Source organism: Mucilaginibacter sp. Mucisp86 (assembly GCF_047324315.1).
Classification (GTDB): domain Bacteria; phylum Bacteroidota; class Bacteroidia; order Sphingobacteriales; family Sphingobacteriaceae; genus Mucilaginibacter.
Genome location: NZ_CP168503.1, coordinates 1,223,849 through 1,236,845 on the forward strand (window position 1 = coordinate 1,223,849; position 12,997 = coordinate 1,236,845).

Consider the following 12,997-nt stretch of genomic DNA (forward strand, 5'->3'; position numbering starts at 1 on the left):
CTATTTATTTCTAAATAATGGTTCATAAGCATAAGCACTGTATCCATTTTTTTATAAATTTACCACTTAATATAACTGTAAAAATATGAAAATACTTTTTACTAAAACTGCTTTGGGATTGTTGGCTTTAGGGGCCGTGCTTAGCAGCTGCAGTAAACGTGAGCAATCGCAAAAAACGGGTATAACTTATAACGACAAAAACAATGGCGGTTACGAACGTTTCAGGCAAAGTCACCCATCTCCGGGGCCTGGATTAGTACCTATTGAAGGCGGTACCTTTGTAATGGGTGGCAGTGCCGATCAGGACATCACTTACGATTATAATAACGTACGCCGCAGGGTTACCGTACCCTCTTTTTACATGGACGAAACAGAGGTATCAAACCAGGATTGGCTTGATTACCTGCACTGGATCAATATTACCTTCCCTCAGGACCGCGAGTTATATTATAATGCAGTACCTGATACATTGGTTTGGCGTCATCCATTATCATACAACGAACCTTATGTAGATAATTATCTGCGCCACCCGGCTTTTCAGGATTACCCCGTTGTAGGTGTAACCTGGGATCAGGCGCAGGCCTATTGCTCATGGCGTACCGACCGTACCAACGAAAACATTTTACGTGAAACCGGAAAGTTAGTAGCCTGGAAAGATCAGGGTAAAAAGGGCGGCGGCGGCGATGCCGGTATTGCAGCTAACGGCCAGCCTTTCAACACTGATATTTATCTGAACGGCCAAATGACAGGCGCAGGCGTGGATGGTAAAAAAATGATGCCTAACCTGAGCCCTAACGCTCAAGCCGGTACCGGAAAAGGCGGCAAAGCTGTAAGGCCGGTGCGTATGGAAGATGGCATCCTGAAACAAGCTTACCGTTTACCATCAGAGGCTGAATGGGAATATGCAGCATTAGCCCTCGCAGGTAACACCCAATTTGAAAACATCGATGATGGTAAAATGTATACCTGGAATGGTTTAGGTGTACGTTCGGCAAAAAAGAAAACACGTGGTTTGATCATGGCTAACTTTAAACGCGGCAGTGGCGATAACGCGGGCGTTGGCGGTTACCTGAACGATAAGGCAGACATTACCGCTCCTGTACGTTCATATGCACCTAACGATTTCGGGCTATACAACATGGCAGGTAACGTTAACGAATGGGTTGCCGATACTTACCGTCAAACATCGTTTGAGGAGTTTGAAGACTTTAACCCTTTCCGTGGTAACGAGTTTTCAAATAAACGCCTTGCAGATCCAAGCAAAGGGCTTTATGCCAAAGATAAATACGGCAAGCCTATCAAAGATCCTGCACACTCCAATAAAAAATTAAAATACAGCGAGCTCTTAGCGCTACAACAACAAACTACAGCTGCACAAAGTGCAAATCCAAATGCGCCGCTTGCTACTTCGCAAACAGGCTCGCTTCCGGTTGATTCATTATTACCTAAAAATTCGGGTAAGGCTTACACTCCTGACGCAAGGGGTGAAAAGGATGAAGTTAACAAAGCCCTTTATGGTACAACCACGTTGGTTAACGACCACTCTAAAGTATACAAAGGCGGATCATGGAACGATATGGCATTTTGGTTAAATCCAGCTACACGTCGCTTTATGGACCAGGACGAAGCAAGTGCCGAAATTGGTTTCCGTTGCGCAATGACATTAGTAGGAGCGCCTGAAATTAACCCTAATGGCAAACCTCATTATCCGGTTAAAAAAGCTAAACCTTTTAAAGCAAGATAATTTTTATAACAGACTTCAGATAAGGCCTTTCAGCAATGAAAGGCCTTTTTGTTTATAGCCAACCAGCCAAATACATTAGCAAAAATCTTCGTTACACTTCCCCCTGTGCGCTATCCGTCAATCGGCTCAACCCATTGGCTTCGCCATTTTGGAGCTTCAAAAGGATCGGCGAAATACTGCGTTTCATGTATTACCTTATCGTTACGAAATTCCATAATGCTTACGGTGAAAGCCGGTCGATCCAGGTAGTTGATAGTGTATTCTGTGATCCAGGTATCGCCTTTTCCAAGAATCCTCCTAACACGGAAACCCGATGGTTTACCGGGATGATGCCCGCGCAAGGCCTGTAAATTACTTCGCCCCAAAATTCGCTCACCCGACTGGGGATAATCACAAATAACATCATCATCGTAAATATCATGCTCTGCATTGATATCGCCGGCTGCTGACGCCTGCCAATGTGCATTCAGGGCGGTGAGGATTTGTTTATCTTTCATGGTGTTTTAGGTTTGATATCTTTATTAACAAAAAATCCCGATGAATGATATTCACCGGGATATATACTTGGATAATTAGGACTTTTATTGATATCCTTCGTTTTGGGTCAAATTTGAATTAGCATCGCGCTCGCGTTTTGGGATCGGAAATACCAATTTTGGCGAGTTCCACTCAAATGTATCTGCCACATTTCCGTCCTCGTCTGTTGTAACTGTACTTCCTTTATAACGTTTCAAATCAAATAGCCTGAAGCCTTCGAATGGTAACTCCACACGGCGTTCCGCTTCCACCGCATCACGCAATGCTTGTTTGGTGCTTGCAACGGTTGTATTTCCTAATCCAGCCCTGTTACGCACAATATTTAAATCAGCTTTAGCTCCGGTATAATCCGGAGTAGCTTTTTGCGATCTTGCCTCAGACCTGATCAGGTACATCTCGGCAAGCCTTATTACAATCACATTGCCAAATTTGTTATTGAATTTTGCGGTGTAATTATCCCCGTCGTTATAAAACTCATCAGCTCTTGTGTCATTCTTTTCATATCGGTCAAAATGCTGCTGATTAATTACTGTTTCACCTCTGCCCGCAAAATCAGCGCTCGCAAAAATTTCATTCAATGCGTTGAAACCCGATTGTTGAGATATCTGAATAGCAAATACGTCTTCACTGGAATTGAATACCCGTGTGGCTTGTTCGTAGTTTTGAAACTCATCTTTAAAAACAGGTACCAGGGAATAAAGTCCTGAATTGATAACTTTAGTAGCTTCCTGCTCAGCAAGATCAAACTTCTCTTGTGTTAAGTATATACGGGCAAGCACCGCAGAAGCATCGGGAGAGTTTGCGAACGAAGTTTTATTAGTTTCAAGTTTCGCCTCTGCATCGGTAAGATCTTTTATAGCCTGCGCATAAACATCGGCAACGGTGTTACGTGTGGGTTTCTGGATACCCGAAATTGAAGTTGTCGGTGTCAATACTATCGGAACCGCCAGGTTTGATGAAGGGGTCCCGTCATTCCAGGCTTTACCAAACACCCTTGCCAAATCAAAATAGATCATACCCCGTAAAAACTTGGCTTCACCTTCTACCCTATCCTTATTGGCAGCATCAACCAGATTTAAGTTGGCCAAAACGTTGTTGCACACGTTAATAGCGTTATACCCACTATCCCAAACACCCTCAACAAAAGCATTATTGACTGTTATCGCTTTATTTGCCAGTTCGGTATATTCTGAAAAAGTTCCGAAATATGAAAAGTCGCCATCGTCAGCTAAAAAGTCGGTGGTTGATTGAAACCGGCCTCCATACAGGCCCCTTAAACCGGCGGCCGTATAAGCACCTACAAGTACACCCTGAACATCTTTTGAAGTCTTGATTGCAAGGTCCTGCTCAACGGAATCCTGCGGCTTTATATCCAGTTGCTTTTGGCATCCGGAACTATATAGCAATGCTAATGTACTTAGTGCTATAATTGAATATTTAATTTTTTTCATTGTTCTTCAGCTTAAATTAAAATCCCACGTTAATGCCAAAAGTTATGGTTTTAGCCTGCGGTGCAGCATAAAAGTCATATCCCTGGGTAATATTTCCAGAAAATGCATCAGAGTTAAGTTCCGGGTCCCAGCCTTTGTATTTTGTCCAGGTGGCCAGGTTGGTAGCCTGGGCATAAACCCTTAAGCTTGACAATTTGATCTTACTTATCCAAGCTTTTGGAAAATTGTATCCAAGCACAATGTTTTTTAAACGTACATATGAACCATCATCAAGGAAGCGGGAACTTGGGTTAACGCCGTTTCCGCCGAACAAACGCGCTTCAGGTACGTTGGTGATCTGGCCGGGTTTTGTCCAAGCCTGCAATTGATCGCGGGTTTGGTTATCAAAACCGTTGTTAAAACCAACCGACATATATTGGCCGGCGCCATTGTAAATCTGATTCCCGTTAACAGATTGTAACAGGAAGCTAAAATCTATGCCCATGTAACTTACGCTGTTATTTAAGCCTGCTATATATTTAGGATTAGGATTACCAACTACAACAGGTACTGCCTGGTTGTAATCGTTGGTTTTTGCACGGTCTCTCTTGCCGCCACCTAAATCGGTATTTTTATAATACAAGGCATCGCCATTAGCCGGATCAGCGCCTGCAAATTCAGGAGCCACGAATACACCCAAAGGCTGCCCTTCCATAGCACGGTTAACGGCATCGCCACTACCTGTAATTACCTGACCTTTCAAGTCGGTAATTTTATTTCGGTTGAATGAGATATTAAAACTTGTATTCCAGGTTACCTTCCCCACAAGATTTTTTGAATCTATCTGAATCTCCAAACCCTTGTTTTGTAACTTACCAAGATTTTGTGTGATAGTGGTAAATCCTGAAGTTGCCGGTACCTGTACATTCAATAACAGGTCTTTGGTTTTCTTCAAATAAACATCAAACTGCCCTGCTAAACGACCTCCAAGGAAAGCTATGTCCAAACCTATATCTGTTTGGGCGGTGGTTTCCCATTTTAAACCGGGGTTTGGCAATTGTGTAGGCCTTGCTCCGGCAACACCAGCGTAACCGAATTCTGAATATAACCCTCGGGCCGGGAAATTACCAATCTCTGAGTTACCAGTTAAGCCATAGCTGCCCCTTATCTTCAGATCAGATATAACCTTTTGATTTTTCATAAAGCTCTCCTCCGAAACTACCCATCCAACAGAACCTGCCGGGAAAAATCCATAACGATGGTCGGCACCAAATCTTGATGAGCCATCTATACGACCACTTAATGACAATAAGTATTTATCGTGATACTTATAATTAGCCCTTGCAAAATATGAAAGCAATGAATAAGCAGTAGAGGATGACAAAGCACTGGTGATACTTGCAGAACTGGTCAGCTTCTTGTAAGCGTCGCTCGGAAATTGTTCGCCATTTAACGAATTAAGGTCATTCTGTTGCCTTTGATAGGTCATACCACCCACCGCGTCAATGCTACTTTTCCCGAAATCTTTTAAGAAATGTAAAAAGTTGTTGGTATTAAGGTTAATAGAAGTTACCGACGAATTAAGACCCACACCATTATTAGTACCCGAGTTACGGGCAGTAAGACTACCTGAATAATTATCTTCGGTTGAATTTAAAATGTCTACACCAACTTCACTCCTGAAAGTTAACGATGGCAATATTTTAATCTCCCCAAAAACATTACCGAGATTTCGGTAATCGGTAGTAATGAAATAACTATTCTCGGAATTTAACAGCGGATTAAAATACACTGGAAAATTACTGTTTGGCAAACCAGTGGCCGGGTCAAGCTGACCGCTTAACAGGCCTGTACGCGGGTCGATTACTGGCGTAATCGGCGACAAAGCCACAATTTGTTCAGGGGTGGAGAAAGCATTGTCATTATCTAAACGATGGTTTTGCGTACGCGAAACACTCAAATTAGCCCCAATTGTAAGCCAGTTGTTAGCCTGGTTTTCGATATTTGTACGTAGGCTATACTGATTGATCTGGTTTTTCAATATCCAGCCTTTTTGATCATTATAGGTGCCGGATATGTAAAACTTTGTTTTTTCGGTCCCTCCCGAAAATACGAGGTTATAGTTTTGAACCGGAGCATGCTGAGTTATCTGATCCTGCCAATTGGTATTTACGCTTGTATTTGCATAATCTGTATTTCCCGCAGCATACCTGATTAAGCGGGTCTTCGCATAACTTTCCAGACCACCTGCAACAGCAGCTGATTGAACAAGGTTCAGATATTCTTTTGAGTTTAAAAATTCACGCTCATGGGTTGGCTTACTGAAACCATAGTATTGATTGTAAGTAATTTTTGTTGAACCTGCTTTACCTTTTTTTGTAGTAACCAAAACAACGCCGTTTGATGCTCTTGAGCCATATATAGCCGCGGCAGAAGCATCTTTTAAGATATCGATAGACTCAATATCATTTTGGTTCAAGTCTACAAGTGGATTGGTGGAAGCTCCGTTACTTGAAAAATCATCTACAGTGATCGGTAAACCGTCAACAACGTAAAGTGGCTGGCTGCCAGCCGACACAGAAGATGCACCACGTACCCGAACCTGGATACCTTGCCCTAATTTACCGTTTTGGGCCTGGATATACACGCCGGGGCTCCGGCCTTGTATAGCCGATTCAAGGCTTGGTACAGGAATATTCTCTATATCGCCGCCTTTAATTTTTGAAACAGAGCCTGTTAGTGATCGTTTGCTTTGTGTACCATATCCTACAACCACAACCTCACCAAGTACTTTTGAATCTGTGGTTAACTGTGCATTTACCGCTGCTCCAGTTATAGCGATTTCGCGGGGAATATATCCCAAAAAATTAAAAACTAAAACTTTTGCAGTAGCCGGCACACTAAGTTTGTACCCGCCGTTAATATCGGTTTGGGTGCCTAATCCGGTAACTCCTTTTACGGTTACGCTTACTCCTGGTAAGGGCGAGCCGTCTTTCTGATCTGTTACTTTACCTGTAATAACCCGGTTTTGAGCAAAACCAAAGGCAACACAAGTACATAACAACAGAATTGTTAGTAGATGTTTCTTCATAAAAGTTAATATTGTTAATTAAGAAAGTAAGTTCGTAAAAAAAATATGCAAAAACAACAAAAGCCTTAAGATTACGTTGGCTTTGTTACAAAAATGTTATTATCGCATATTTAAAACAATAACACTCAGTTAAAACAACATTAAAATCTGCCCTTTTTCAACTTTGTCCCCGGGCTTTATTAATGTTTTTTCAACCGTTGCATCGGCTGGAGCTTTGATGATGTTTTCCATTTTCATAGCTTCAAGCACGAAGAGATTATCGCCTTTTTTAACGATATCCCCCTTATTTACAAATACTTTAAGCACCAGGCCCGGCATAGGGGCTTTAATCTCGCTGATCCTGGCACTGTTTAAATTACTAAACCCAAGCTTATCAAGCAGTATATCAAACTGATCTTTAGCGGTAATGTTATACAGGTGATTATTAACTTTTATTTCAGCGTTTTTTTCACTACCGTTAAAATTAATTACCTCTACATTATATGAACGGTTGCTTTCAATAACATGGTAAATACCTGGTTTTATCTGTTTAATATCAGCGTTCTTTTTAACCCCGTTTATAAGTAATCCATCCGCAATGGTTCTCTCGGCTTCAATACTATAGTGATTATTAATACTTAATTTATACATAAGATTCAGATTTGACGATAAGCGGTTTATATATTATTTGTTTAGGGATTGGTATAAAGCTAAACATATTATTATTAACCACAAAGGTTCCATAAGTAAACTAAACCCTTAACTGACAGTATAAAGAAAAAAAATGACGCGTAAAGGCTGCGGGCTGAAAGCGGCCGCTATTGAGTGAAAATGTACTGAATTAAATTGGCGCCCATTTTAAGGGCTTTTTGGCGGGCTTCCTGGGTATCGCCGGCGTAGGTACCATAATCTTCCCAACCGTTGCCTAAATCGCACTCATAGGTGTAAAAACAAACCAATCTGCCTTTGTATATCAATCCAAAACCCTGTGCACGCTTACCATCGTGTTCGTGAATTTTGGGCAGGCCGTTCGGGAAATCATATTTTTGATGGTAAATGGGATGATTAACGGGAAGCTCAACAAAATCGAGCTCTGGAAATACCTTCTTCATTTGCGGGCGAATATATTGATCGAGCCCATAATTATCATCGATATGCAAAAAACCGCCGCCGGTAAGGTATTTGCGCAGATTACGGGCTTCCTGATCGGAGAAGATCACATTACCATGGCCCGTCATAAAAGTAAAGGGATAATTAAATAATGAAGCACTGCCTACCTCAACCACCTCATCATCATCATCAAAATTGGTTTTAAGGTTTTCGTTGCAGAATTTAATAAGGTTAGGTAAGGCTGTACGGTCACCATACCAATCGCCGCCGCCACTGTATTTAAGGCGGGCAATTTTATAGGCAGGGGCGTCAAAGCTGCTCATTGCTATAGCAACAAATAAAACAACCAATGCTAACCCTACCTTTTTCATAACCTGTTTAAAAAGTTCACTTCAAAGCAAGCCTCCAGCGCGGCGGTTTCGGTGCGCAGGCGGCTTGTACCTAAAGATACTGGTTTAAACCCATTGTGTAAAGCCTTATCAATCTCGGCAGGGGCAAAATCACCTTCAGGACCTATCAGTATTAAATAACGCCCCTGCCGGGTTATTTCGTCTCTTAAAGCAAATTTCTCACCCGGTTCGCAATGGGCTATAAATTTTTGTCCGTCAAAAGGTTTATCCAACAACTGATTTAACGTTAACGGCTCATTTAATAGCGGGTGATACGCTTTCAGAGATTGTTTTATAGCGGCCGTGATAATTTTATTTAAACGCTCCACCTTGGCCTCCTTACGTTCTGAGCGCTGGGTGACGATCAATGATACTTCATCAATACCGATCTCCGTAGCCTTTTCTAAAAACCACTCCAGGCGTTCGATATTTTTGGTTGGAGCTACCGCTATGTGGAGGTAATGATTCCGTTTTTCAAAACCGGTGGTTACCGATGTTATTTTAAGAATGGTGCGCTTTGGATGTGCATCATGAATCAAAGCAGTATATAAACCTCCCCTGCCGTCAATCAACTGCACTTCATCGCCTGCTTCCAGGCGCAGCACACGTATAGCATGTTTGCTTTCCTCTTCGCTCAGAAAGTATTGGGGATGCGAGGCATCAATATCAGGAGTGTAAAAAAGTTGCATTATAGATAAGCAGATTAATGTAAATCTACTGTATCTTCTTCATTTATCAGTAATTCGAGTTTAACTGATTCAATATTCTGGTCAGATTTTTTCAGTACGGTAATGTTATATCCGTTCGATTCTTTTTGTTCGCCCACGTCAGGGATCTTTCCGAAGATATCGCCAAGCCAGCCCGATACGGTATCAAAGTCGCCGTCTTCAGGTAAATCATGTGGTAAATGCTCATTTACATCATAAATAGATGCAAGCGCATTTACTATAAACTCACGTTCATTTACCTTTTCAACAATTGGCTTTTCTTCATCATATTCATCCTGGATTTCGCCAACCAATTCTTCAACTATATCTTCCAAAGTAACCATACCCGCAGTGCCGCCAAATTCGTCAAGTACAATGGCTATCTGAATTCGCTTTTGCTGCAATTCGGCCATCAGGTCATTGATTTTTTTTGTTTCGGGGATGAAGTACGGCTTGCGGATAATATCTTTTAGAACGATCTCTTCGTTGCGAGCCAACAAGGGTAAAATATCTTTGGCATGTACAATACCGATGATCTTATCTATTACATCATCATAAACCGGCATACGCGAGTAGCCTTCATTGATGATCATATCCAGTAACTCTTCTTTAGTTGAGGCGATATCCACACCTGAGATCTTGGTTCGTGGTACCATGATGTTTTTCACCACCCGCTCGTTAAAGTCGAATACATTTTGGATGAGCTCATGCTCATTTGAATCGAGCGCTCCGGTCTCTTTACCCTGCTCAAGTAAATACTGCAGTTCCTCAGAACTGTGATGGGTTTCACCACCTTCAACAGCAGTTATGCCCAGTAATCTTAAGATAAAATTGGCAAAATTATTAAGCACCCATATAAATGGCCTGAAAACTACAAAGAAGAATCTCAGCGGCAAAGAAACAGCCATTACCGTACGTACCGATTTTTGGATAGCCAGCGACTTGGGCGCAAGCTCACCAAAAACTATATGCATGATGGTAATAAAACTAAAAGCCAGGATATGACTGGCCGTAATATAACCTTGAGAAAGGGTTATCCCCACACTCAGGAATGCCCGGATCACGAGATTGGTGGCAACCTCTTCGCCCACAACACCGAGTGCCAGTGAAGCAATGGTAATACCCAGCTGCGTGGCAGCCAGGTATCCATCTAAATTATGCAGTATGCCGCGGGCAACTTTGGCTACGCCGCTGCCCCCTTTGGCTTTAATTTCAATTTGCGAACCCCGAACCCTCACCATGGCAAACTCGGCGGCTACAAAGAAGCCATTGAGTAAAACCAAAAATATGGTAGCGAAAATGTAAAATAAACTAATCTCGTAATGTGCGGGGTCCATTTATTTTTATGATTGATAAACTGGGAACGTCGACTTATACAGCTCCAAACTCTCGGTTATCACTTTATGAGCATAACGTACGCCTAACAAATGCTCGATGGTTACGTTTTTGCCTTCCAATTTTTTGTAATCTTTGAAAAAACGAACGATTTCGGTCATGGCATGCGGAGGCAATTCATTTAAGTCGTTAATGTAATTTACCGACATGTCATTTTTAGCCACTGCAATGATCTTATCATCCTGCTCGCCATTATCAACCATGTGCATTACACCTACAACCTTAGCTTCGATGATAGACATTGGGAAAACGTCAATTGAGCAAAGTACAAGGATATCCAGCGGATCTTTATCATCACAATAAGTTTGAGGGATGAAGCCGTAGTTAGCAGGGTACATTACAGATGAAAACAATACACGGTCAAGCTTTAACAAGCCCGATTCTTTATCAATTTCATATTTCGCTTTTGAACCTTTTGGAATTTCAATGATAGCGTTTACTACTTCAGGAATATTATCACCTGGTGAAACCTGGTGCCATGGATGTAGAGTACTCATTTATCTTTATTAAAATTATTAACTAATCTGTTTTCTCGTTTTTTTCACGAAACTGTTTCTTTATGTAAGCAATAACCAGCGGAATTGTTGTAACTACAATCAATCCAAGTATAATATATTGCAAATAATCTTTTAATTGAGGGAACCTTCGCCCTAAAAAAAAACCACTTAAAGTAAATACACAAACCCAGGTTACGCTGCCGATAAGGTTATAAACCGAAAATTTTTTGATATCAACCTTAACAACTCCTGCAAATATAGGAGCAAATGTTCTAACAATAGGGAAAAATCTCCCTAAAATAAGCGCCATCCCCCCATGCTTGTTGTAAAACTCGCTGGCCAGCACCACATAGCGGCGCTTGAAAAAAAGCGAGTCGTTTTTATTGAACAATACAGGCCCCGTTCGGTAGCCAAACCAATAACCTGTAAAATTGCCTAATACGCCGGCCCCGATCAACGATAGAACCAGTGTGGTGATAGATACATCAACCTTACCGGCGGCGCATAACAAACCGGCCATAAACAGCAGGTAGTCGCCAGGCAAAAAGAAACCAAAGAATAAACCGGTTTCGGCAAAAACAACAATAAGCAAGAGATAAAAACCACCCCTGCTTATTATGGATTGAGCGTCAGTTAAATTTTGAAGGTATTCCCAAAAACTTTCCATTCACTATATCTGTAAAACTACAAATATTAAATCAATTTGCAGTTATGAATACCGATTATATGAAACGGGCTATAAGATCGGGATAAACACCTATAAGGATTGTAGCCAAAGCCGAAACTGCAAATACAACTTTGTAGTAAACCGGCACTGTAAGTTCGGCACGTTCACCATCACGGAAATACATTGCTATGATAACCCTGAAATAGTAGAAAATACTGATTATAGCATTAATTACAGCTACAATAACCAAACCGATATGGTAGCGGCTTACCGCTCCCGAAAACATGAAGAATTTACCAATGAAGCCTGCGGTAAGCGGGATACCTGCCAACGAAAGCATAGCCACAGTTAATACAAAAGCCAGGAATGGGTTCTTTTTACCCAAACCGTTAAAGCTTTCAAAGTTATCGCTTCCGCCTTGTTGCTGTACCAATATCAAACCGCCAAATGCGATAATCGAAGCAATTGAATAAGCAGTAGCATACACAAATACCGAATTGCCTGAAGCAGCTCCTAATGATACAATAGCAAATAACAGGTAACCTGCGTGTGAGATACTTGAAAATGCAAGCATCCTCTTAAAGCTTTGCTGATATAACGCGGTAATGTTACCGATAAACAAAGTGATAATAGTAACTACAAGTAATATCGGTGTCCAGAAATCAGATAACGGTTGAAAACAAGCTGAGAACAAACGCAGGAATGCTGCGAAACCAGCTGTTTTAACCACTGTAGACATGAAGGCAGTGATCAATGTAGGGGCACCTTCGTACACATCCGGAGTCCAGAAATGGAAAGGGGCAGCACCTACTTTAAAGCATAAACCTACTATAATAAGTGCTATGCCGGTATAAAACATAGGGTCGATATGCGGATGGTTAATTACATATTCCCTGATGGTATCAATGTTAAATGAACCTGACGATCCGTATAACAGGGCCATACCAAACAGCAAAAAGCCGGTTGAAAAAGCACCCATTAAAAAGTATTTCAAAGCAGCTTCATTTGAAGCGAAATCGCTCTTTTTAATACCGGCAAGGATATACAAACTCACCGACATGATCTCGATGCCGATAAACAGCATCACGAGGTTATTAAACGACACCATTACGATTATACCAGTCAGTGAAAACAGGATAATAGCATAATATTCGGCGGTGTGCCTGCTGATGCGCTCAAAGTAACCTTTTGACAATAACAGGATCAGAATTGTAGATATAATGGTAACACTTGAAAATACAACCGAAAAATTGTTGAACAACAGCATACCAGTATAAAGCGGCTCAGCTGTATCTTTTGAAGTCCATTGGCAAATTGCAAAACCTAAAGCAGCCAGTAAGCCTATAACGGTAACGGGCAGCAAAGCCTTTTGCGCTTTATATAACCCTAAATACAAAAGCACTATAGGTAAAACAGATATGATGATTATAGTATTCATTCTTTTCTTTAAA

General features: G+C 41.4%; 11 protein-coding genes. 1 reads left to right on the plus strand and 10 read right to left on the minus strand.

Annotated elements, in window-relative coordinates; genetic code table 11:
* Nucleotides 1-85: 85 nt before the first annotated feature.
* Nucleotides 86-1,744, plus strand: coding sequence for an SUMF1/EgtB/PvdO family nonheme iron enzyme (locus ACEN9X_RS04940; RefSeq protein ID WP_413669356.1), 1,659 nt, complete (start codon nt 86-88; stop codon nt 1,742-1,744).
* A 110-nt stretch (nt 1,745-1,854) separates the two neighbouring features.
* Here the strand turns inward: ACEN9X_RS04940 and ACEN9X_RS04945 are convergent, their stop codons facing one another.
* The 10 genes from ACEN9X_RS04945 to ACEN9X_RS04990 form a co-directional block, all read right to left on the minus strand.
* Complete coding sequence (locus ACEN9X_RS04945; RefSeq protein WP_413669357.1) at nt 1,855-2,241, minus strand: nuclear transport factor 2 family protein; 387 nt, start codon at nt 2,239-2,241, stop codon at nt 1,855-1,857.
* Nucleotides 2,242-2,325: 84 nt separating this feature from the next.
* Nucleotides 2,326-3,732, minus strand: a complete 1,407-nt coding sequence (locus ACEN9X_RS04950; RefSeq protein WP_413669358.1) for a RagB/SusD family nutrient uptake outer membrane protein — start codon at nt 3,730-3,732, stop codon at nt 2,326-2,328.
* Nucleotides 3,733-3,748: 16 nt separating this feature from the next.
* Nucleotides 3,749-6,802: a SusC/RagA family TonB-linked outer membrane protein gene (locus ACEN9X_RS04955; protein ID WP_413669359.1), complete on the minus strand. Its 3,054-nt coding sequence runs from the start codon at nt 6,800-6,802 to the stop codon at nt 3,749-3,751.
* 129 nt (nt 6,803-6,931) lie between these two features.
* Nucleotides 6,932-7,432, minus strand: a complete 501-nt coding sequence (locus ACEN9X_RS04960; RefSeq protein ID WP_413669360.1) for a biotin/lipoyl-containing protein — start codon at nt 7,430-7,432, stop codon at nt 6,932-6,934.
* Nucleotides 7,433-7,599: 167 nt separating this feature from the next.
* Nucleotides 7,600-8,262: a DUF4159 domain-containing protein gene (locus ACEN9X_RS04965; RefSeq protein ID WP_413669361.1), complete on the minus strand. Its 663-nt coding sequence runs from the start codon at nt 8,260-8,262 to the stop codon at nt 7,600-7,602.
* A complete protein-coding gene (locus ACEN9X_RS04970; protein ID WP_413669362.1) occupies nt 8,259-8,969 on the minus strand; it encodes a 16S rRNA (uracil(1498)-N(3))-methyltransferase in 711 nt (236 codons plus the stop codon). Before ACEN9X_RS04970 ends, ACEN9X_RS04965 begins: the two co-directional genes overlap by 4 nt.
* A 14-nt stretch (nt 8,970-8,983) precedes the next feature.
* Nucleotides 8,984-10,324: a hemolysin family protein gene (locus tag ACEN9X_RS04975; RefSeq protein ID WP_413669363.1), complete on the minus strand. Its 1,341-nt coding sequence runs from the start codon at nt 10,322-10,324 to the stop codon at nt 8,984-8,986.
* Nucleotides 10,325-10,330: 6 nt separating this feature from the next.
* Entirely contained in the window at nt 10,331-10,879 is a 549-nt protein-coding gene (locus ACEN9X_RS04980) for an inorganic diphosphatase (protein ID WP_091217112.1), read from the minus strand.
* 22 nt (nt 10,880-10,901) lie between these two features.
* On the minus strand, nt 10,902-11,546 hold the full coding sequence (locus tag ACEN9X_RS04985; protein WP_413669364.1) for a DedA family protein: 645 nt from the start codon (nt 11,544-11,546) through the stop codon (nt 10,902-10,904).
* Nucleotides 11,547-11,601: 55 nt separating this feature from the next.
* A complete protein-coding gene (locus ACEN9X_RS04990) occupies nt 11,602-12,984 on the minus strand; it encodes an NADH-quinone oxidoreductase subunit N (protein WP_413669365.1) in 1,383 nt (460 codons plus the stop codon).
* Nucleotides 12,985-12,997 lie beyond the last annotated feature (13 nt).